Here is a 20,400-nt window from a genome sequence, read left to right on the forward strand (position 1 = left end):
TACGTTCGAACAGGAAGCCGGGCAGCGGCGGGAGAACTCGCTGCGCATCCACCGGCCGGGCAGCGACGGCGAGCACCAGGTCCAGCAGCGTCTGGGCACCGCGGAGCGCGCCGACCGCTTCTACGCCGACCAGGTCCTCGACCGGCTGAATCCACGGATGCGGGAGTTCGTCGCCCGGCAGGAGATGTTCTTCCTGGCCACCGCCGACCGGCACGGCGAGTGCGACAACACCTTCCGGGCCGGCCCGCCCGGCTTTCTCCACGTCCTGGACGACGAGACGCTCGCCTACCCCGAGTACCGGGGCAACGGCGTCCACGCCAGCCTCGGCAACATCGAGGAGAACCCGCACGTCGGCATCCTCATGGTCGACTTCCTCCGCGACCGCATCGGCCTGCACGTCAACGGCCGTGCCGTGGTCGTGGCCGACGACGAGATGCGCCGCGTCCACTCCGGGCTCCCGGTCGACCCGGTGCCCGGCCGCCGGGCCCTGGTGTGGGTGGTGGTCGCCGTCGAGGAGGCGTACATCCACTGCGCCAAGCACATTCCCCACCTCCAGAAGGCCCCTCGGCACGGCTCCGGCCGTTCGTGGGGCACGGACGACTTCAAGCGCAAGGGCGGCGACTTCTTCGGCGCCGCCGCCGAGGCGCCGGAGCGGGGCCCGTACCTGCCGCCGCCCCGTGCGGACGCGGCGGCCTGGCGGGCGGAGGCGGAGAAGCTCCTGGCGAGGGCCGAGCGGCCCGCTGCCGCAGCCGGTACCGGCAGGCATGCCGGGGCCGTGGCAGAGGCGCCGATGTTCAGGGGCTGGTTCAGCAGGAGCGCCTCCGCCGGATGACGTTCGGCCGGGAGCGGTTCTAGTCGGTCTGCTCCTGGGGTGCCGGAGTACCCGGGCCGGCGGCGGGGCGGCCCTTGCCATGTTCTTCTGCGTCCTCCCGCTGCTCGCCGTCCTTGTCGCCTTCTTCATCGGTGGGGGGCCGGTTGCCTCCTGCGCCCTGGAGGTCCGGGGCGTCCGGGCCCGGCGCGGGCAAGTCCGGCGTGACGGCGTCGCGAGTCGCCGGGACGGGGTCGGGAAGCTCCGGCTCGGGCGTGCTCTGCATCAGGCTCTCCTTGTTCGATTCCACAGGGGTCTCACACCCCGGCTGCCCCTGTCCGCGGCCGTCATTCCTCCGACGGAGACGGACGCCGGAGACGGAGGCGCCTAGACCGCCTGACCGCGGGCACGAGGCGCGCCTGTCCGGCCGCCTCACGACATGCTGAGCACCCCGTGGCGGCCCATCCTGAAGGCATGAACGCGGAGACGACGGCAGCGCCACTGACGGGGTCCTCCAGGTTCGCGAGCTGGAACAGAGGAGCACCTCCCATGCGTACGCTCACCCTCCGCGGACTGCTCGGCCCGCTCGCCGTTCTCGCCGCGCTCTCGCTGACCGCCACGGCCTGCGGCTCCGACACCGAGGACACCGGCGCTGTCAGCGCCTCGCCGATGGACATCAACGCCGCGCTGGAGAGGGGCGGAAAGGTGACGGTGTGGGCGTGGGAGCCCACGCTGAAGAAGGTGGCGGAGGACTTCGAGAAGAAGTACCCGAAGGTCGACATCGAGCTGGTCAACGCGGGCACGGGCGACAAGCAGTACATGCCTCTGCAGAACGCGATCGCGGCCGGCAACGGTGCCCCCGACGTGGCGCAGATCGAGTACTACGCGCTTGGCCAGTTCACGATCGACAAGTCCGTGGAGGACCTCTCCCCCTACGGCGCCCAGCGGTGGGGTACGAGCTTCACCTCCGGCACGTGGGACGCCGTCACCGGCGACAAGGCGGTCTACGCCCTGCCGATGGACTCGGGTCCGATGGCGTTCTTCTACAACAAGAAGGTCTTCGACAAGCACGGCGTCAAGGTGCCGACGACCTGGGACGAGTACGTGGAGGCGGCCCGTACCCTCCACAAGGCCGACCCGAAGATCTTCATCACGAACGACACCGGTGACGCCGGTGCCACGACCAGTTTGATCTGGCAGGCCGGCGGCCGTCCGTACCGTACCGACGGCACCGACGTCACCGTGGACTTCGATGACGAGGGCACCAGGAAGTACACCGCCACCTGGCAGAAGCTCCTCGACGAGAAGCTCGTCGCGCCGATCAGTACGTGGAGCGACGCCTGGTACAAGGGTCTGGCGGACGGCTCCATCGCCACCCTCTCCATCGGTGCCTGGATGCCCGCCAACCTCACCTCGGGTGTCGCCTCCGCCTCGGGCGACTGGCGGGTCGCCCCGCTGCCGCAGTGGACGAAGGGCGAGAAGACCACCGCCGAGAACGGCGGCAGTTCGCTCGCCGTCCCGAAGGCCGCCATGAACAAGGAACTGGCCTACGCCTTCACCGAGTTCGCCACCACCGGCGCCGGCGCGAGCACCCGGGTCGCCCAGGGCGCCTTCCCCGCCACCCGCACGGACCTGGAGTCGAAGGCGTTCCTCGACACCAAGTTCCCCTACTTCGGCGGCCAGCAGGCCAACCGGATCTTCGCCGAGTCCGCCCGCAATGTCGGCGCCGACTGGTCCTACCTGCCCTTCCAGGTGTACGCGAACTCGATCTTCAACGACACCGCCGGCAAGGCGTACGTCACCCCGACCACACTCGCCGACGGCCTCAAGGCCTGGCAGGACGCCAGCGTCACGTACGGCAAGGACCACGGCTTCACCGTCAACGAGTAGCCTTCCGGCGGGCTCACCAGGTGACCGTACGGCCGCCGAAGGCCGTGACGAGGCGGCCGTCCGAGGCGTAGGACCAGCTCAGGGATCCGGTGTACGAGGAGCAGCGGGCGCCGTTCGTGCCGGACCAGAACTGGTTCGAGGTGTCGACGTCACCGATGGTCCGGTCGTTCGTCCCGCTGCCGGCGCGGCAGGAGGTGTTGCTCCGGAACACCGAAGTTCCCGCGTCGAACGAGAAGTTGCGCTGGGCGTTGTCGACGCTGATGTTGCCGGTGACCGTCATCCTGCCCGGGTTGCTGTTGTACGTGAAGCCGTGCTTGCCGTTGCGGTAGGCGATCGTACGCCGGACCACGTGGTCGACCGCGATGTCCTCACCGCCGAGCTTGAAGCCGTTGCGGTCGCCGGCGCCGGCCTGGGAGCCGTCGCTGAGGGTGCCGTTGTCGTACGCGAGGGAGTCCTCGATCGTCACCGTCCCGATGGGGCCGGTGTCGGTCTTGGTGTACAGGTCCCAGCCGTCGTCGATGTTGTGGTGGGCCACGGCGTAGCGGAAGACGTTCCCGCCGCCGACGGTGAGCTTCGCGGCGAAGCCGTCCGCGTCCTCGCCGTCGGAGTCGGCGTTGTCGTGCGACTCCGCGCTCAGGACGAGGTTGTTCGACGGCCACTGCTCGCGGGGCGTGGTGGAGGCGATGCGGGAGAGCTGGAGTCCGGTGTCGCGGTTGAAGCGCGTCACCGTGCGTTCGATGACGTTGTCGCTGCCGCCGACGAAGATCCCGTTGTCGCCGGCCCGCTCGACGACGACGCCGTTGACGTGCCAGTACGAGCCGTTGAGGGCCAGGCCGCGGTTGGCCGGGTCCTCGGTCATGGCCGAGAAGTTCAGCACCGGGGTCTCGCCGGGGTAGGCGGACAGCTTCTTGCGTGCGCTCGCGGTGCCGTTGTTGCCGGGCGGGACGGTGATCGTCGTGGAGTGGCGGTACGTGCCGCCCCGGAGGTAGATCGTCCCGCCGGGGGCGATGCGGCTGATCGCGGAGGTCAGCGTGGTGGGGTTCGACTGCGTTCCGGACGCGCTGTCCGTGCCGTTCGGAGCGACGTACAGTGCGCCGGCCGCCGGCGGCGGGGCGTCGCCCGTCGTGACGTTCAGCGAGTCGATGTTGGGCAGCCCCGCGGCGGTGGTGGGGTTGAGGCGGATGGTGTTGCTGCCCGCGTTGAGCGTCACGGTCAGGGTCTTGGTGGTCCAGGCGGACCAGGTGCCGGTGCCCTCGAACGTCGGCGTCTGCACGGTGGATCCGTTGACGACCAGGCCGGTCGGACGCGGGGTGGTCGTCCCGTTGGCGAACCGGACGGCGAGCGTGGCCGTTCCGGCGGCGGGGGCGTTCACCGTGAACTGCGCGTAGGCGCCGGTGGCGTTGGTGCCGTTGCAGAAGCCGCCGCCGGTGTAGCCGGACCAGTCGGAGTCGATGGTGCCGCTGCAGACGGCGGGGGAGGCCTCGGCCTCGTACAGGGCGGTGGCGGCGTGGGCCGGGCTCACGGACAGGGCGGCGAGCGTGCCCGCCAGCAGGCTGACGCAGGCTGTGACGGATCGCAGGTGCATCTGAGGTCTCCAGGAGGGGGAGGGAGGGCGTTCCGGGGGCTGGACGAGAAAGCGCTTTCCCGAGACGCTAGGGCTGTCCTCCTGGACACGTCAATGGCTACGTCCGTGACTCTTGTTCAGATACGTGATCGGGGCGCCCTCGTCGCGCGGATACGGCTCCGACGGCGGCGGGGACGCCCCTCCTCGGCTACGGCTGGCCGTCGAGCCAGCTCAGCTTGTGTCCGTAGAGCACGCGCTGGCAGTAGTCCGTGCCCACCGGATCAGCGGTGTCCCGGTTCGCCGTGCAGTCCGCCGCCACTCCCGGGCGGTGCTCGGAGAGGGACCACAGCCGGCCCGTACCCCGCTCGACGTAGAGGTCCTCGGCGCCGCGGGCGGTCTTGACGGCCTGGCCGTCCTGGACCAGCTGGCCGTTGCTCCACGTGTAGCGCCAGAGGTTGCCCGGCTCGTCCGTGCCCTTCGACTCGTTCACGTACAGCGTGCCCCCGTGCGCCGCCGCGCCCTGCGCGCCACCGTTGGCCAGGGGCAGGTAGTTGGCCCATCCTTCGGCGGTCACGTCCGCCGAGCGACCCTCGAGGGCCGCGACCGGGAACGAGGCGATGCGGCCGGTCGACGGGTAGCCGCTCTCCGGTCGGCAGTACTCACCCATGAGCAGGCGGTCGGGGGTCGTGCTGCGGTCCAGCGAGATGTGGGAGGCCTTCGGGGCGCCGGTGGAGACGCAGGCGTACGAACCCTTGGGGTTGCTCTGCGTCGCCTTGAACTTCCACGCGGCGACCTGCGGCATCACATAGCGGTAGCCGAAGCTGTACCAGACGTTGTTGTGGCGGCCGACCTTCGTCTTGACCTCGACGTTGGAGGTGGTCTTCACGCCGTCGGTGTCGGTCCCCATCGCGTCGTGCGTGGTGGGGTCGCCGTCCGGGTCCAGGTCCATGATGTAGCGCATGTCGAAGACGCGCAGGCCGTTGCGGGTGTCCGCGACGTAGAGGTAGTTGCCGTACCAGACGATCCCGCCGGCGTGGACGCCCTTCTGGATCGGGTACTCGGCCGCGTGCAGTCCGTCGAAGGACACGTGGTCGGCCGAGTTCACGTACGTCCAGCCCAGCAGCACGTGCCGGTACTTGACCTCGGGGCTGCCGGTGGCCGGGTTGGTCCGGCTCTGCATGAAGGTGATGCGGACGCCCTTCTGGTTGCAGGCGTCGTTCGCCTCCAGCTCGGCGGTGGTGCAGTCGCCGGTCGCCGGGTTCGGGTCGGTCTCGCGGCCCGGGTCCCAGCCGTCGTACGAGGCGAACAGCTGGATGTTGCCCGCGTCGCCCCACAGCTCGTTGTCCTTGGCGTCGGAGACGCCGGTGATGCCCTGGGGGACCCACTCGCGCGAGACGGAGTCGTCGCTCTGCAGGCAGTACTTGATGTCGGGGTTCGGGGCGGTGCCGAACGAATCGCGGGAACACCAGGGCTCGGCGGTGCGGTTGGCGCCGGCCAGCAGGTTCTGCACGCCCGACTTGGGCAGCACCGAGTCCAGGCGGGCGACCCGCGTGGTGGTCTCGGCGTTCAGCGCGCCGGGCGCCATCGTGAAGTCGCCGGGAGAGGCCGGGCCACCGGGGGAGGTCCAGGCGTTGGCCGTGAACGGCGGGGTGGTGCCCTCGGTCGTACGGGGCTCCTGGACCCAGGTCTCCGGGGCGCCCGGCGGAACGTCCTCCGCCTGGGCCGGGGCCGCGAGGCCGGTGACCGCGAGCGAGGCCGCGGCAGCCGCCGTCAGCCAAGCGCGTCGGATACGCCTAGTGGGCATATGAGGTTGCCTCCGTTGTCCATGTGCTCAGGTGTTTTCAGACAGGTCGAACGGAGGGTTCCAGAACGCTTGAGCGAAACGCAAACTCGATCGCCTTGTCGGCAACGACACGCGTCGAGGGAGCAATTGATGCCAAATCAGGCATATCTCAGCCGTTCGGCCGAGCCCGGGTGCCGATCGGCGAGGGGAGGTGGAGGTTGCGGCGAGCCTGCGGTGCCCACCGCGCGGAATCTTTTTCCGGATTGCTGTCACATCGCCGTCGGCCGGTCCGTCAGTGCTGTGAAGACGCCGACCACGGCGATACGGAACCGCTCACGGCGACACGGAGCCGACGCGGCGACACACAAGGAGAGCAGCCATGACGAACCCCTCGATCTCCCGGATGCCCAACCCCGGCGAGTTCGTCCCCGAGCTGAGCGACGTCAGCGCCGCCCTCTTCCGGGCCACCGGCAACCGCTCGGTGCCGCGCACCACGATGAACCTCGTCCATCTCCGCGCCGGTCAGATCGTCCACAACACCTACCTGACCATCCTGAACACCGCGTTCCTCCGCAAGGCCGGCGAGACCGAGGAGCGCATCACCGCCGTCTCCTCCTGGCAGGACGCCCCGTACTTCACCGACGCCGAGCGCGCCGCCCTCGCCCTGGTGGAGGCCACCCTCCAGCCGGCCCCGCACGGCAGGGAGCGCGTCTCCGACGAGCTGTACGCAGAGGTGGCCAAGCACTACGACGACAAGGCGCTGGCCACCCTCACCATCGCGATCGGCCAGATCAACTTCTTCATCGCCCTCGCGGTCATCGGAAAGCCGCAGCCGGTGACCTCCCTCAGCGACGAGCAGTGGGACTGAGCCGCTCCGTTCGACAGTGGGGGACCCTCTGCGGCAGGCAGGTCTCCGCGGGCCTGCCTGCCGCCAAGGGCGACGGGCCCTACAGCCCGGGGCCGGTGTACGCGCCGCGGTGGGGCTTCGCCGTCGCGGACACCGGGTTGGCCCAGTAGTCGCGGCCTCCGTTGCCGCTGATGACGGAGCCGTTGTTCAGAGCGGGGGACGTCGACCGCAACTTGTAGCCGTCGACGGAGTGGATCGTGTCGCCACCCGCGCCGGGGTTCACGAAGTGCGGATCGCCGACGATGCCGTTCGCGGTCGGCCTGGGCACGCCCTGGAAGACGTTCCACAGCCAGGAGACCCCGGGCCCCGTGGGCAGTCGGGAGTCGCTCGTACCCACCCAGATGTTGTTCTCGACGACGCTCTCGTCGGGCAGGGTGATGGCGAACTTCCTGTCCGTGCAGTAGAAGACGTTGTTGTACATGTGCAGCGCGGAACGGCCGGCGCTGACGCTGCTCATACGGCAGTCGTTCTCGGAGATGTTGTAGCGGATGATCTGCTTGGCGCCCCCGATGGTGCCGCACCCGTCGCAGTCGAGGAAGAAGCCGCCGATGTTGTCGCGGCTGAAGTTGTACTGGATCGTGCAGGTGCCGGTGTTCCCCCAGTCGCAGTCGAACGCCTGGCTGTCGGCCACGGACATCCGGGTGATCCCGTACACGGCGTTCTTCTGGATGGTCGGGTTGTGGTCGCCGAGCACCCAGATACCGGCGAAGTTGCCGCCGGAGAAGGGGTACACGCCGTTGCCGACGCCGGAGGCGTTGTTGTACTGGATCATCGGCGCGTCGGCGTAGCTGGCGATGATGCCGTCGCCGCCGACGTCCTTGATGGCGTTGTGCTCGATCAGCACCCCGGAACCCTTGACGGCCATGGCGCCGACACGGATCTTGAGGCCGCCGCCTCCCGTGTTGCTGATCTGGTTGTGGTGGACGTGGACGTCGTTGAGGGTGGAGTTCGCGCCGCTCGCACCCGTGACGATGCCGGCGGACTGGACGAAGTCCTCGGTGGTGGGGCTGTTCTTGTTCGTCTGACCGGCGACGCGGTCGATGACGAGGTACGCGATGTCGAAACCGCGGTGCGCCACCCCGTCGGTGGCCGAGATCCGCAGGCCCGTGCGTCGGGCGAGGGAGGCGGCGGGGTTGGTCAGCTTGAGGTCGCTGATCCGCCAGTGGTCCTGGTTGGTGAGGGAGACGGCGCTCGGGGCTCCGCCGCCGTCGATCACGGGCAGGGCGCCGACGCCGTAACGGGTGAGGGTGATGGGGGCGGAGGCGGTGCCGCTGCCCTTGGGGGCGAGTGAACCGGTGCAGGTGGTGCCCGACGCGAAGGCGAGCGTGTCGCCGGGGGAGTACGTCCGCGCGTTGGCCTGGCCGATGCTGTTGAACGGCGCGGTCTGACTGCCGTCACCTGCCGTCGGCCGCGAGCAGTCGACGTGGACGGTGGTCCCCGCGGCCGAAGCGGGTACGGACGTGAGGGCGAGGGTGCCGGTCAGCGCGAGGGCGGCGGCGATGAGCCCGCGGCCCACCGCCTGCCGCCCGGGAAAGACTCCGATGGTCATGCGCGACACCTTTCTGGGGGTCTGGTGCCGCCAGAAGCTATGTGCGCTCGATCATCGAGTCAATGAAGTTCCGTCGATTGATCGAGTTTCGATCAGAGATCGAAGATCCGTCGTGTGTCGGCGGACAGAACCACCCCTGGAGTTGCCCGGCGGGCAGGCGCGTGACGGTTACGTCGGGGTGTCGGAGGTCTTCCACGGGCGGCGGGATATCGACCCGGCCAGCGCCAGGACGCTCAGGGTGCACATCAGGACGCCCAGGGGGACATGGAGCGACGGCATGTGGGCGATGCCCAGTACCACCTGGAGCGAGGCGAGTACGAGGAAGCCCGACGCGTACAGGAGGGGTCGGGGCGACCCGCCGCCCGGTCGCCACGCCAGGACCGCGGCGAGTACGTACAGCATCGACGCGCCGTACATCACGCGCGATCCGACGTCGTGCAGCACCGCACCGAGGGCCGAGGACAGCAGCATGCCGGAGGTGGCGGCCTGGAAGGCGAGCGCCAAGGTCTGCAGGGCGATCGTGACCTGCACGAACGTGAGTCTGCCTGCCGTTGCCGTCGTTGCCGTCGTCTCTGTGGCCATGACGCGGTCCCCTGTTCTGCCTCGCGGCGGTGGATCGGTACTGTCTCGGTGGTTCGACGATGTGGGCCCGCGAAATGTGAGGTGGCCGTGAGTACGGCATTCGAGTCGGGGCATGAACGGTCCGAGCCGGGCCTCGCCGAGGTCGTCGGTGAGCGGCGTCATCTGATCAACCTCGCCTACCGGCTGCTCGGTTCGCTGGCCGAGGCCGAGGACGCCGTACAGGAGACCTACGCCCGCTGGTACGCGATGTCGCGCGCACGACAGGAGGCCATCGAGTCGCCCGGTGCCTGGCTGACGACGGTGGCCACCCGCGTCTGCCTGGATCTGCTGGGGTCCGCGCGGGTCCGGCGCGAGCGTTACGTCGGCGCGTGGATACCCGAGCCGCTGCCCGACCGGACGGAGTGGACCGGCGGGGCGTCGGGCGGGGGCGGGGCCGAGTCGACAGACCCCGTCGACCGGGTCACCTTGGACGAGTCGGTGAGCATGGCCTTCCTCGTCGTACTGGAGTCGATGACGCCGGCCGAACGCGTGGCGTTCATCCTGCACGACGTCTTCCGGTACCCCTTCGCGGAGGTCGCCGAGATCGTCGGCCGGACGCCGGCGGCCTGCCGGCAGCTGGCGACCTCGGCCCGTCGGCGTATGCGCGCCGCTCATGGTCCCGCGGAGCCGGTGGTCCCCGAGGCTCCGGAGGTTCCGGCGGGGCCTGCGGTTCCTGCGTCGGGAAAGGCCGGGCAGGCCGGCCACGCCGGGCTGGTGCGGCGCTTCAAAGAGGCGTGGGAGGCCAAGGACATCGCGGCCCTCGTCGAGCTGCTCGACCCGGACGCCACCATGACCGCTGACGGCGGCGGCCTGGTCGGCACCGTCCTCCGCCCGGTCGACGGCAGCGAGCACATCGCCCAGTACCTGATCCACATCGCCGACAAGGCCCCTGGGCTGACGCTCCTGGAGCGGACGGTCAACGGCCGACCCGGCCTCGTCGCCCAGCTCGCGGGCGTCACCGTGACCGTGGCGGCGTTCAGCCTCGCCGGCGGTCGCATCGCCCGTATCTGGGCGGTCCGCAACCCGGAGAAACTCCGTCCGTGGACCGAGGACGGCCAGAGCTGACGAACCCGCCCGTCAGCGTCAGCGTCAGACGTTCACGGCGGCGCGGTCGGAGTCGCTGCGCAGCACGCAGAACTCGTTGCCTTCGGGATCAGCGAGGACGGCCCAGCCGGAACCGTCGGGATTCCGGTGGTCACCGACGAACGTGGCACCGAGGCCAAGGAGACGGTCCACCTCCTGGTCGCGCGAGGTCTCGGGCCGCAGACACAGATGGATCCGGTTCTTGACCGTCTTGGCCTCGGGCACCTGGTTGAAGTACAGCACCGGGCCCTCCGCGAGGAGTACCTGGGTCTCCCGGTCACCCGGCCTGACATCCGGATGCAACGGACGGCCCGTCACACCGCTCCAGAACCGGGCCAGCTCGTAGGCGTCCGCGCAGTCGACCGCCACGTTCCGCACTACCGAAACCGGGCGCCCCGGCCTCCCCTGCTCTCCCTGGACAGCCTTGGTGGCGTTGCCGAGGATCTTGGTCGGGGTGATGCGGACGACCACGCGGATCTCCTCCGGCGGGGCCTCCAGGTACTCCTGGCCGGCGCCCGGGCCCTCGTACTCCTCGGCGATGCGTACGGCCACCGCGCGGCCCGCGTCCACGGTGACGGTGGCCGTGCCGCGGATCTCGACGTACAGGTTCGGGTCGGCGGGGTCGAAGACGGTCAGACCGACGCGTGGGTCGCGGAGTATGTTCCGCTCCTTGCGCCGGCCCTGTTCGGTGGAGATCAGCAGCTCGCCACCGTCACGGCTCACCCAGACCACCGAACTCTGCGGGCCCCCGTCGGGGTTGAGGGTGACCAGGACGGCCGGGTGCGGGGCGTCCAGCAGGCCGCGTACGGTGTCGTTCATCGCAATGGGCATGCCGGAGAGCTAATCAAAGACTCCGGCGTGGTGCACCGGATAAAGGGGGACGTCAGCAACGCATGAACGTGTCACCATCGCGACCCGGAGCCGAGCGCTCTGGCGCATGCGCATCCTCTGACGTGTCAACCGTCCGAATCGGTGCTCTCGTTCCGCTGAGCCGGCCCGGCTGGGTCGCGGCGGGTCAGCACCTGCTCGCCGGACTCGAGCTGGCCGTCGCCGAAGTCAACGACAGCGGCGGGATCGACGGCAGGCCCCTCGAGCTGGTGGTCCGGGACACCGCCGCTGATCCGCGGCGGGCCGAGGCGGCCGTGGAGGAGTTGGCGCGCCTGGGTGTCGCCGCGGTCGTCGGGGAGTATCACAGCGTCGTCGCCCGCGCAGCCGCCGCGAAGGCCGACGAGCTCGGCGTGCCGTTCCTCTGCTCGTCAGCGGTCCTCGACGCACTCACCGAGGAGCCGACGCGATGGGTCGCGCGCCTCGCGCCGCCGCAGTCGCACGGCTGGCGGCTCTACGCCGACTTCCTCCTCGGGGCGGGCCACACCCGGATCGCGGTGGCGACCGAACCGAGTGTGTACTGGGCGTCAGGGGTCCGCATCCTTCGCGACCACCTCGCTCCACGCGGCGGCACCGTCATCGAACTCGACGCGCGGGCGCTCACCCCCACGGCCCTGTGCGACGCACTCGTCGACCACCGCGCGACAGCCCTGCTCCTGTTGGTCGGCTTCCCGGAGCCGGCCTTCTCGATCGTCACGGCCGTCCGCGCCGACGAGCGCCTCGCCGAGGTCATGATGGGGGCTCCGGCCGGGCAGCCGGAGTTCGCCGCATGGTCGGCGTCGCTGGGCGACGACGGCGCCGCGATCCCGTTCCTCCGCTATCTGCCCGAGCGCCTCGGCCCCCTTGGCGTACGAGCTGGGACAACTCTCCGCGAGCGGCTGGCCGAACCGCCCTCCTTCGTCGCGTTCGAGGGCTACGACACGGTCGTGGTCCTGGCCGCCGTGCTCCGCCGCCACGGCTCGGATCGGGCGGGCATCGCCGCGGCCTGGCCGCACGTCGCGGTCGAGGGAACCCGCGGGCCGATCCAGTTCACCCGGACGCACGGCATCAGCGCCTGGCAATGGGATGGGGCGCCGATCCAGGTCGTGGACCGGGACCCGGCGGAACCCGACCGCTTCCGGGTCCTCCACTCCACCTGCCGTATCGAGAGCTGACGCATTCGGGGTACGCCCGCGCGCCGGGCCGCCCTCCCCGGGCCGCGCTGTCGCCTGCCCCTCGCATGTGTCGTGCCCGAGACGGCAGTTGCCGAGAACCGCAAGGTGTTTCCTCGATCCGGACTCCCGGCGATACAGTCCGGGCAGTCGGGACAGCAGTCAGGCCGGAGCCGGATCGGCGACCAGGGGGAAGGGGCCTACGTGTTGGAGGTCGTGGCGCTCAGCGCACTCACCACGTTCCTGATCGGGGTGGGGAACGGGGCCGCCGGGGAGGTCGGCAAGAACCTGACCCTGTCGGCCGGCGCGTTGGTGAGAAGAACCCTCGGGCGGGAGACCCCGCTTCCGGCCGACGCGGAGGAACGGCAGGCGCTCGCCGGACGGTTGTACGCGCGGCTTGGCCGTGACCCCCGGCAGGCGGACGCGTGGGCGCTGCTGGTGGAGAGCGGTCAGGAGCAGGTGACCGCGGCCTCCGGTGGTGACATGCCGCCCGCCCCCTGGGCGTTCACCAACCGGCAGAAGGTCCTGAAGCAGCTCATGCGGGAGGCGACCCGGTCCTGGGAGGGGCGGCCTCGGGTCGCGCTGCTGTCCGGGCCTCCGGGGAGCGGCACGACCTCGGTGGCGCTCCGCCTCGCTGCCGAGAGCCGTGACCGGTTCCCCGACGGGCAGTACTACCTCGACCTGCGTGATGCCTCCGGCGACAGCGGGCCGGAACCGGCGGCGGTCCTGCTGCGGCTGCTCCGCGAGATGGACGTGGCTCCGGACCAGACGCCGACCACCGAAGCCGGCCGCGAGCGGCTCTACCGCCGGCTCACGTCCGGACGCAGGGCGCTGGTGGTGATCGACCACGCCACCTCGCTCGCCCAGGTCCGCGGCCTGGTGCCGGCGACCCCGGATGTCCTCCTGCTCGTGGTCGTGTCCGGCCCGCCCCTGCTGCTGGAGGCGGAGCGCGTCACCGTGGCGCCGCTGAGCGACCGTTACGCGAAGAAGATGGTGCGGAAGGTGGCCGGGCCGGAGATCGTCGCCCGTGCCCACGCGCGGCTGCCCGGGCTGCTCGAACGCTGCCAGGGCAACGCGTACGCCCTGCACGCGGAGGCCCGCCTGCTGGCCGAGGCCGTGGCGGGGGCTGGGGCTGGGGTCGATGGTGCTCCGGGGCCCGGGCTGGGGCCGGAGGCGGAGGCATGGCGGCGGCACCACCCGATGCGTGGCGCGGCGGAGCAGGCCTCGCTTCGTCTCGCCCCCGAAGCGCTACGGCTCTGCCGCCTCACCGCCCTGGGCGCCTGGCCGTCCCTCAGCCCCGAGCTCGCGGCCGCCGCCGCGGGCCTCGACGACGAGGAGCGGGCGGCCCGGATGCTCGCCGAGGCCGCCGACCTCCACCTCCTTGAAGCGCTGCCCGGTACGCGCTACCGCTTCCGCCCCGAGGTCCGGCGCCAGTTGGCCGACGCCGCCGCCTCGGAGTACGGCGCCCAGGAGTGCACGGACGCCGTGGTCCGGGTGCTCGACGCCCTCCTGAACCGGGTCCTCCACGCGGCGCACGCCGCCCTGCCGCAGAGCTGGCGGACCGAGCCGGCCCCCGACCTTCCGTACGCCTCACGGGACGAGACGGACGGCGTCGCCGTACTGGCCGCCGAGGTGGCCAACGTGGTCCGGGCCGTGACCGTGGCCGAGGAGCACCGCCGGTACACCACCGCTCTGCGCCTGGCCCGAGCCCTGTGGCCGCTGCAACTGAAGGCCGGGTACTGGGACGAGGTCCTCCCGGCGCTCCGCGTCGCGGCACGGTGCGCCGAGGAGAACCACGCGGACCGGCGGACGCCGGGCGCGCTCCACTTCCAACTGGCCCACTGCCTGGGCGAACTGGGCCGCTGGGAACAGGCGAGTCGTGCGGCGCGGGCCGCCGTCACCTGCGAGCGCGCGGCGGGACACCCGCGGGGCGAGGCATCGTCCGTGGAACTGCTCGGCCTGCTGAACCTCAACCGATGGCTGTACGAGGAGGCACACGAGAGGTTCGTCGAGGCCGAGCACATCTACCGGAGGATCACCCCGGACCAGGAGGGCGCGGCGGACCTCCCGCGGGCCCTCGCCCTGGCCGAGCGCCACCAGGGCAGGGCCCTGCGAGGGCTCGGGCGGCTGGACGAGTCCCGTCGCCGCCTGGAGAGCGCCGTGGACTTCTTCGCGGGCAGGGGAGGGCACGCGGCGGAGGCGTACAACCAGGCACGCGCGCTCACCGACCTCGCGGAGACGCTGCACGACCTCGGCGACGACACGGCGGCGCTGACCAGGATCACGGAGGCGGAAGCGCTGCTCACCCCGGCTGCGGCTCCGCACCTGAGGTACCTGGCGGGTCTTCGGCGGCGGTGCGAGGCCGCCGCTGGGCAGTAGGCCGGACCACGAAGTCCCCGAAGCCGACGGAGTCCCCGCCGTCCACGGAGTCCACGACGACCGGGTGCGTGCCTGCGGCGGTGCGCACCCGGAGCGTGACGCTCCCCGCCGGGACCGTCCCGCCGTTCGCCAGCCAGGCGTACAGCGAGGACGCGTAGGCCGCCGGATCCGCGTCCGCTCCGGAGCCGGCGGACAGCCGGTACAGGCCGCGATCCCGGACGCGTACGGTGCAGGCGTCCGGCCCGGTCGCATACGCCGCCGCCGCGCAGTGCGGATGCCGCCGCAGCACCTCCGCGGTCCACAGGTCGGGGCCGCCGAGGCGCGGATCGTCCGCCCGGCCCGCCCGGGTGATCAGGTCCGCCAGCTCCAGGTCCCCGGGGTGACGGGTGTCCTCGTGCACCGAGAGGTGCGTGTCACCGGCCGCGTCGTAGGGCTGCTCCGTGGAGCGTTCGAGCGTGATGTCCGTGCCCCGGACCCGTGTCCGTACGTGCAACGGAGCCGTCGGCCTCGGCGGGTTGTACGGAGGGAGCGGCAGCGGCTCCAGGGACGCCGGAGCGGCGGGCTCGGGGAGGCCCATCAGCGCGTAGAAGTGCCGCCGCAGCAGCGCGGCCGACCGGCCCGGAGACGAGGTGACGAACGCGGCGGCGCCAGCGTCCGGACGGCGTCCGCCCAGCGCCTCCTCCACCTGCGGGCGCAGGGGGGCGTGGGGGAGGAGGCGCGGCGAGCTCCGGACGAACTCCGCGAGGGGGGCCTCGGGGTCGAGCCTGCCCTGCCCGTCCGCCGCGAGCAGTACGGGGGTGCCCAGAGCGGCGGCGTAGTAGGTCACCGCCCCGAAGTCCCCGAGGACGAGGTCCGCCGCCAGGAGCGCCTGCCTCCACGCGTGCACGGGGTCGATCAGGGTCAGCCCCGCGCGGAGCGCCTGGTCGAGCCAGGCCCGGATCTGACCGGGCCCGTGCCCGTGCCAGATGTTCGGGTGGAGCACGGCGGCCAGCCGGTAGTCATCGGCCGGGAGTTCGGCGGCGAGCCGGGGAAGCAGGCTGGGCAGCGTGTCCTGTCCTCCGCCGCTTCCGAAGAGGCCCTCGGGGTTCCAGGTGGAGTTCAGTACGACGAGGCGCTGGCCGTCTCGGACGCCCAGGGCGCGTCTGAACCTGTCCCGGTACGGACGGCCCGCGAGCATGCGGTCGAAGCACGGGTCGCCGGCGAGGACAGCGGAAGGCACCGCTTCGGGGCAGGCCCGGCCCAGGCGCTCCAGCTGTTCGGGGTGGGACAGGACGAAGCCGTCCACGAACGGCTTGCCGTCGTCCGCGAGGAGCCACTCCGGCGAAAGCCCGAACGTCGGCTCCCGGCTCCCGGCTCCCGGCTCCCGGCTCCCGGCTCCCGGCGTGTCTAGTTTCTTAGTGTATCCGACACCGTGGGAGAGTACGGACAACTTCCCCTGGATATGGGCGAGTTCGCCGCCGAAGCTGGCGGAGATCGCGAGATCGACCGGAGTCGCGAGCGCCTGTTCCCAGGGCAGTACCGGCAGCTCCAGATCGGCGAAGAGCTCGCGGACACCGCCTTGGAACGCGGAGGACCCCGTCGAGGTGACCAGGAGTTGGACGCGGAAGTCGTCGTGGAACAGCGGCAGCAGGTCCAACAGGCGCCCGGCGGAGGTGACGTTGTGGACCACCAGCAGGACCCGGCGCTGGACGGTACGGCTCGCCCACCGAGGGGATTCCTCCCCGACCGGCACGCGTATCGGCAGGGGTTCGGCTGGCCCCACTCATGACCTCCTGAGCGAGCTCGGTGTCGTCGCGCGCCCACCTTAGCCGCCCTGGTCGCGCGAGCGGTCAGGGCGCCGGCGACGCGGCCGGCCTTCCGTGGCGCGCGAGCTTGACCGCGGAAGCCAGCAGGACGGCGGCGAGTACGGGGATGAGCACCAGGTCCGGGAACACGCCGAGCAGCAGCCCGCCCAGTACCGCCCCGGCGATCGAGCCCGCGATCATGACCACGGTGAAGCGACGGTTGGCGCGCAGGACCGCGAAGCTGCCGTCACGGCTGTAGCGGGCGAAGGCCACCAGCATCGTCGGCAGGGACACCAGCAGCGAGAGGCTGCCCGCCGTCTTGATGTCCACCGCGAACAGCAACACGATCGTAGGGATCAGGAGTTCGCCCCCGGCGACACCCATGATCGCCGCGACCACCCCGATCCCGAAGCCGGCCGCCACCCCGCACGGCACCTGGGCCCACAGGGGCAGCGGCAGGGTGTCCTGGGTGGACAGGTGCGAGACGAGGAGAGCCCCGGCCATGAGCACCATCAGGCCGGCCAGCACCTTGTGCAGGGTGGAGCTGCGCATCCGTACCGCCCATGTCGCTCCGGCCCAGGCCCCGAGGAGACTCCCGGCGAGGAGGTTGACCGCGACGGGCCAGTGCGACGCCACCTCGGAGGCGGGCACCGAGGCCAGGCGGGCGGGCAGCGCGACCAGGACCACCACCAGGCTCATCGCCTTGTTCAGGATGACCGCGGAGAGCGCGGCGAAGCCGAACAGGCCGATCAGCAGCGGCAGACGGAACTCCGCGCCGCCCAGACCGATCATCCCGCCCAGCACCCCGATGACGGCTCCCGCCCCGAACACCAGAGGCGCTGAACGCACTGAGCGCGTCGAACGCGTCGGGGTGAGGTCCTGTTCTGTGGCCATGCCGGGCATCCTCGCCCGACGCGGTCGCCCACTGCTACGGCACGGCCCCACCTTCGGGTGAAGGAACCGGGCTCCCGCCCCCGATTCGTCCGGACCTCCGACCGCCGCGGCGGAAGGACGAACCCAGGGCATCACGGTGCGTGACTGATCGACGTGCGGTTCGTAGTCGCAGGTGCCACGGTGGTGATGTCCAACCCCCCGACTCACGAGGAGTGAGCAGCTGTGGCAAAGAAGACTTCGCCGAAGGACCGGGCCGGCCGACAGGCCAAGACGGCGCCGAAGGGCAACAAGCGCGTCGGCGCCGACGAAGCGCGCCCCGCCCGCGCCCCCGAGCACCGGGCGGAAGAGCGCGAGACGCGGACGACCTACAGCGAAGGCTGATCACGTCCACAGCTCGCTTGAGGAGGCGCACCCGACGACTGCTGGCGGGTGCGCCTCCTGCTGCTCGAACCGTTCAGCCGGCCCGCAAGCGGCTGAGGGCGGTGCGTACGGTGGCCGCCGTACCGTCCGGGATGCGGTCGGACACGGCGACGCGGGCGAACGGAGCAGCCGCCGGTCGCAGGTCGACGCTGACCACTCCTCCCCGCCGGGGGCGGAGCGCGACGAAGTCCTTCGCCCCGGATGCGCCGGCCCCGGACGCCTCAGCCCGGGTCCCGTCGGCCTCGATCCCCTCCGCCTCGGTCACGTCAGTTTCGGGGACGTCCCGGACGCCGAGGCAGAGCACATCCGGAATCCAGACGCCCCGCCCCGGCGACCCGCGCAGCACACGCCACCAGGAGGGGTCGGCCTCCACCTTCGCCACGGCCCGGAGCGGCAGGTGTACGTTGCCCCGGCGCGCGGCCAGCTTCTCCCACCACGAGAGCCGGACGATCAGCTCCTCCGCCTTGACCGTCAGACGCGCCATGGCCGCTGCACCTCCTCGCACGGCGTGGTCGTCCCCTGTCCGTCACGCTACTGCTGGTCGCCGCGGGCTTCCACCGCGTCCCGCGCGGGCGGGGGTGTGCGGGTGGTCGGAGCGGGGCAGTGGCGCCCTGACACGGCCCCTGCGTGCCGCCTACCCGGCGCCAGTAGGGTGGGAATACCTTCCCTACGCAACCATTGCCGCCCCGGCGGCCTTGGAATGAAGGGACCTCGCATGGCGATGCCCGCGAACCTGCCCCAGGACCCCCCGATGGTCGTCGAGTCCGTCGGCCGGCCGCCGCTCGCGCCGACCCCGGCCGCGCGCGCGGTGGGATCGCTGATGGCGGCCACCCCGTGCACGGCGCGCGACGCGAAGCGGATCCTGGCGGCTGCGGCGGACCTGGCCCAGATGAGCGTCCACGATCTGGTGGTCGTCGTGGCCGCGGGGGCCGAGGGCACGCCCCCGCCCGTACACATCGAGCGGGCCCTGCGCCGCGCGGTCGAGGCGGCCCGTACGTCCGCGGTCCCGGCCGCGCTGTCGGTCGGGCTCGCACCGAACCGGGAGCGGACCGAGGAGGTCCTGACCCGTCTGCGCGGCTGCCAGGCCCGCCTGGCGGCGGCCCCGGGGGACCCGGCGGCCGTCCGGGCCATGGACGACGCCGCATACACGCTGTGCGTACTGATGGGCCGGCCGACCACCCACGACGCCGTCCTCGCGGCGGAGCGCCACCTCGGCCCCCGGGCCTTGTAGCGCGACGGACGGACGGCATCGCAGCGGAGAAGAGAGCGGAGGAATCCGGTGGTTCTGGTGGCAGCGGATGTGATCGGGGCTCCTTGCTGGCTGAGTCTCGCGGCGCGTGACCGTGAGGCGGCGGAGCGCTTCTACGGGACGGTCCTCGGCTGGTCGTTCCGGCAGGGCCGGTTCGGCAGGGCCTTCTCGGTGGCGGAGATCGGCGGAGTGCCGGTGGCGGGGATCGGGGCGGTCGCCGGGGAGTTCGCCGTGCCGGTGGCCTGGACGCCGTACTTCGCCGTCGACGACGCCGACGGGGCGGTCGGCCGGGCACGCGAGCGGGGCGGCACGGTGGGGGTGGGCCCCGTCTCGTTCCCGGCCGGCGGGGCGGCGCTCGTGGCCGACAGGGAGGGCGCCGTCTTCGGCGTCTGGGACGGGGAGGTACTGGCCGAGTGGGGCGTCGGTGCGGAGAGGTCACCCGCCTGGCTGGAGCTCCACACGGCCGACGCGTTCGAAGCCGCGCTCTTCTACGGCGAGGTGCTGGGATGGGGCCGGGGCGAAAACGACAGGGGCTGCGACACCTCGTACGAGGAGGATCAGGTCGTACTCCGGCACCGGGGCCGCCCCGTCGCCCGGCTGAACAGCGGCCCGATCGAGCAGGCCGCGCCGAAGCCGCAGCTCCGGCCGCGCTGGCTCGTCCACTTCAGGGTGCCCGACCTGGACGCGGCGGTCGCCCTGGCCCTGGAGAACGGCGGCAGCACCGTCACAGGTCAGGACTGGGGCGGCGGGACCACCGACCCGGCCCGGGGAGGCGGGCGCCAGATGACGCTCCGCGACCCCGACGGCGGGCTGTTCACCCTCGACCACGCACCCGGCCCCGCCCACGAGCCCGGCGCTGACTGAGGTGTACCTCCCCGGCCACGGAAGCGGGTCACGAAGCGGGTCACGAAGCGGGTCAGGACGCGGGTCAGGACGCCAGGCTCTCGCCGGGTGCTCCGGACAAGGGCCGCGTCGGGCCGGGGGCCATCGTCGCCGCCCACCGCTTGTGCGCGGCCGGCTGGCAGACGACACGGATACGGTGGTGGGCCACGGTCAGCTCGCGGCCGTCGCCGTCGGTGAAGCGGCCCGTCAGCTCGTAGACCCCGCGGTGGGCCCGCCCCACCGGGAGCCGTTCCGGCGGCAGCCTGACCTCGTACGGACCTCCCGCCCGGAAGCCGCCGAGTACCGTCCGCACGGTCGCGAGCACCTTCCCCTCACGGACCCGGCTGTCCTCGAAGGCCACCCCCTCGATCTCGCGGCCGAGCCGGAAGGTGAGGCCGACGCTGAGCACCGCTCCCTCCGGGATCTCCGGCGTCTCCGGCGCGTCCAGGCCCCGCAGGGTCACCACGCGGCGATCCGGCTCCTCCGTGTACAAGGAGATGTCCAACAATGTGAAGTCCGTGTCGGTCACGACCGGTCACCGCCTTTCGGTA

19 protein-coding genes and 1 pseudogene are annotated in these 20,400 nt (G+C 71.6%); 9 read left to right on the forward strand and 11 right to left on the reverse strand.

What is annotated here, in order from left to right; translation table 11 throughout:
• The first annotated feature begins 40 nt into the window (after positions 1-40).
• Positions 41-832 carry a pyridoxamine 5'-phosphate oxidase family protein gene (locus tag ABT034_RS26300; RefSeq protein WP_351219444.1) on the forward strand — a complete coding sequence of 264 codons (792 nt, stop codon included), beginning with the start codon at positions 41-43 and terminating at the stop codon, positions 830-832.
• A gap of 19 nt (positions 833-851) precedes the next feature.
• Here ABT034_RS26300 and ABT034_RS26305 read toward each other — a convergent pair whose 3' ends face one another.
• A complete protein-coding gene (locus tag ABT034_RS26305; protein WP_351219326.1) occupies positions 852-1,094 on the reverse strand; it encodes a hypothetical protein in 243 nt (80 codons plus the stop codon).
• A 263-nt stretch (positions 1,095-1,357) separates the two neighbouring features.
• Here ABT034_RS26305 and ABT034_RS26310 point away from each other — a divergent pair, with 263 nt between their 5' ends.
• Positions 1,358-2,698 (forward strand): ABC transporter substrate-binding protein, encoded by a 1,341-nt coding sequence (locus ABT034_RS26310; protein WP_351219328.1) that lies wholly within the window; start codon positions 1,358-1,360, stop codon positions 2,696-2,698.
• 13 nt (positions 2,699-2,711) lie between these two features.
• Here ABT034_RS26310 and ABT034_RS26315 read toward each other — a convergent pair whose 3' ends face one another.
• Entirely contained in the window at positions 2,712-4,283 is a 1,572-nt protein-coding gene (locus tag ABT034_RS26315) for a right-handed parallel beta-helix repeat-containing protein (protein WP_351219330.1), read from the reverse strand.
• Positions 4,284-4,470: 187 nt separating this feature from the next.
• Positions 4,471-6,066 (reverse strand): hypothetical protein, encoded by a 1,596-nt coding sequence (locus ABT034_RS26320; protein ID WP_351219332.1) that lies wholly within the window; start codon positions 6,064-6,066, stop codon positions 4,471-4,473.
• Between the two features lie 358 nt (positions 6,067-6,424).
• Here ABT034_RS26320 and ABT034_RS26325 point away from each other — a divergent pair, with 358 nt between their 5' ends.
• Positions 6,425-6,913 carry a carboxymuconolactone decarboxylase family protein gene (locus tag ABT034_RS26325; RefSeq protein ID WP_351219334.1) on the forward strand — a complete coding sequence of 163 codons (489 nt, stop codon included), beginning with the start codon at positions 6,425-6,427 and terminating at the stop codon, positions 6,911-6,913.
• A 79-nt stretch (positions 6,914-6,992) separates the two neighbouring features.
• On the opposite strand, the gene ABT034_RS26330 is transcribed toward ABT034_RS26325, so the two are convergent.
• On the reverse strand, positions 6,993-8,501 hold the full coding sequence (locus ABT034_RS26330) for a right-handed parallel beta-helix repeat-containing protein (RefSeq protein ID WP_351219336.1): 1,509 nt from the start codon (positions 8,499-8,501) through the stop codon (positions 6,993-6,995).
• A 168-nt stretch (positions 8,502-8,669) separates the two neighbouring features.
• Complete coding sequence (locus tag ABT034_RS26335) at positions 8,670-9,083, reverse strand: hypothetical protein (RefSeq protein WP_351219338.1); 414 nt, start codon at positions 9,081-9,083, stop codon at positions 8,670-8,672.
• An 87-nt stretch (positions 9,084-9,170) separates the two neighbouring features.
• On the opposite strand from ABT034_RS26335, the gene ABT034_RS26340 reads away from it, so the two are divergent.
• Positions 9,171-10,187 (forward strand): sigma-70 family RNA polymerase sigma factor, encoded by a 1,017-nt coding sequence (locus ABT034_RS26340; protein ID WP_351219340.1) that lies wholly within the window; start codon positions 9,171-9,173, stop codon positions 10,185-10,187.
• 24 nt (positions 10,188-10,211) lie between these two features.
• Here the strand turns inward: ABT034_RS26340 and ABT034_RS26345 are convergent, their stop codons facing one another.
• A complete protein-coding gene (locus ABT034_RS26345; protein WP_351219446.1) occupies positions 10,212-10,583 on the reverse strand; it encodes a VOC family protein in 372 nt (123 codons plus the stop codon).
• A 69-nt stretch (positions 10,584-10,652) separates the two neighbouring features.
• Positions 10,653-11,036: pseudogene (locus ABT034_RS26350) on the reverse strand (PPOX class F420-dependent oxidoreductase); the annotation flags it as partial.
• 62 nt (positions 11,037-11,098) lie between these two features.
• On the opposite strand from ABT034_RS26350, the gene ABT034_RS26355 reads away from it, so the two are divergent.
• Both ABT034_RS26355 and ABT034_RS26360 read left to right on the forward strand, forming a co-directional pair.
• Complete coding sequence (locus ABT034_RS26355) at positions 11,099-12,244, forward strand: ABC transporter substrate-binding protein (RefSeq protein WP_351219342.1); 1,146 nt, start codon at positions 11,099-11,101, stop codon at positions 12,242-12,244.
• A gap of 201 nt (positions 12,245-12,445) precedes the next feature.
• Complete coding sequence (locus tag ABT034_RS26360) at positions 12,446-14,620, forward strand: AAA family ATPase (protein WP_351219344.1); 2,175 nt, start codon at positions 12,446-12,448, stop codon at positions 14,618-14,620.
• On the opposite strand, the gene ABT034_RS26365 is transcribed toward ABT034_RS26360, so the two are convergent.
• Positions 14,544-16,382, reverse strand: a complete 1,839-nt coding sequence (locus tag ABT034_RS26365) for a hypothetical protein (RefSeq protein WP_351219346.1) — start codon at positions 16,380-16,382, stop codon at positions 14,544-14,546. The genes ABT034_RS26360 and ABT034_RS26365 overlap by 77 nt on opposite strands.
• 67 nt (positions 16,383-16,449) lie before the next feature.
• Positions 16,450-17,298, reverse strand: a complete 849-nt coding sequence (locus ABT034_RS26370) for a sulfite exporter TauE/SafE family protein (RefSeq protein ID WP_351219348.1) — start codon at positions 17,296-17,298, stop codon at positions 16,450-16,452.
• A gap of 222 nt (positions 17,299-17,520) precedes the next feature.
• On the opposite strand from ABT034_RS26370, the gene ABT034_RS26375 reads away from it, so the two are divergent.
• A complete protein-coding gene (locus ABT034_RS26375; RefSeq protein ID WP_351219350.1) occupies positions 17,521-17,679 on the forward strand; it encodes a hypothetical protein in 159 nt (52 codons plus the stop codon).
• Between the two features lie 73 nt (positions 17,680-17,752).
• Here ABT034_RS26375 and ABT034_RS26380 read toward each other — a convergent pair whose 3' ends face one another.
• Positions 17,753-18,202: a hypothetical protein gene (locus ABT034_RS26380; RefSeq protein ID WP_351219352.1), complete on the reverse strand. Its 450-nt coding sequence runs from the start codon at positions 18,200-18,202 to the stop codon at positions 17,753-17,755.
• A gap of 231 nt (positions 18,203-18,433) precedes the next feature.
• On the opposite strand from ABT034_RS26380, the gene ABT034_RS26385 reads away from it, so the two are divergent.
• Both ABT034_RS26385 and ABT034_RS26390 read left to right on the forward strand, forming a co-directional pair.
• Complete coding sequence (locus tag ABT034_RS26385; RefSeq protein ID WP_351219354.1) at positions 18,434-18,949, forward strand: DUF5133 domain-containing protein; 516 nt, start codon at positions 18,434-18,436, stop codon at positions 18,947-18,949.
• 48 nt (positions 18,950-18,997) lie between these two features.
• A complete protein-coding gene (locus ABT034_RS26390; protein ID WP_351219356.1) occupies positions 18,998-19,831 on the forward strand; it encodes a VOC family protein in 834 nt (277 codons plus the stop codon).
• Positions 19,832-19,895: 64 nt separating this feature from the next.
• On the opposite strand, the gene ABT034_RS26395 is transcribed toward ABT034_RS26390, so the two are convergent.
• Positions 19,896-20,378, reverse strand: coding sequence for a hypothetical protein (locus tag ABT034_RS26395; protein ID WP_351219358.1), 483 nt, complete (start codon positions 20,376-20,378; stop codon positions 19,896-19,898).
• Positions 20,379-20,400: the final 22 nt, after the last annotated feature.

This window comes from Streptomyces sp. NPDC002773 (assembly GCF_040295605.1).
Lineage (GTDB): Bacteria > Actinomycetota > Actinomycetes > Streptomycetales > Streptomycetaceae > Streptomyces.

Coding starts and splice junctions, on each gene's coding strand:
- ABT034_RS26355 (WP_351219342.1), top strand. CDS start 11,099: ATGAACGTGTCACCATCGCGACCCGGAGCCGAGCGCTCTGGCGCATGC.
- ABT034_RS26385 (WP_351219354.1), top strand. CDS start 18,434: ATGGCGATGCCCGCGAACCTGCCCCAGGACCCCCCGATGGTCGTCGAG.
- ABT034_RS26370 (WP_351219348.1), bottom strand. CDS start 17,298: ATGGCCACAGAACAGGACCTCACCCCGACGCGTTCGACGCGCTCAGTG.
- ABT034_RS26320 (WP_351219332.1), bottom strand. CDS start 6,066: ATGCCCACTAGGCGTATCCGACGCGCTTGGCTGACGGCGGCTGCCGCG.
- ABT034_RS26325 (WP_351219334.1), top strand. CDS start 6,425: ATGACGAACCCCTCGATCTCCCGGATGCCCAACCCCGGCGAGTTCGTC.
- ABT034_RS26335 (WP_351219338.1), bottom strand. CDS start 9,083: ATGGCCACAGAGACGACGGCAACGACGGCAACGGCAGGCAGACTCACG.
- ABT034_RS26310 (WP_351219328.1), top strand. CDS start 1,358: ATGCGTACGCTCACCCTCCGCGGACTGCTCGGCCCGCTCGCCGTTCTC.
- ABT034_RS26380 (WP_351219352.1), bottom strand. CDS start 18,202: ATGGCGCGTCTGACGGTCAAGGCGGAGGAGCTGATCGTCCGGCTCTCG.
- ABT034_RS26330 (WP_351219336.1), bottom strand. CDS start 8,501: ATGACCATCGGAGTCTTTCCCGGGCGGCAGGCGGTGGGCCGCGGGCTC.
- ABT034_RS26315 (WP_351219330.1), bottom strand. CDS start 4,283: ATGCACCTGCGATCCGTCACAGCCTGCGTCAGCCTGCTGGCGGGCACG.
- ABT034_RS26305 (WP_351219326.1), bottom strand. CDS start 1,094: ATGCAGAGCACGCCCGAGCCGGAGCTTCCCGACCCCGTCCCGGCGACT.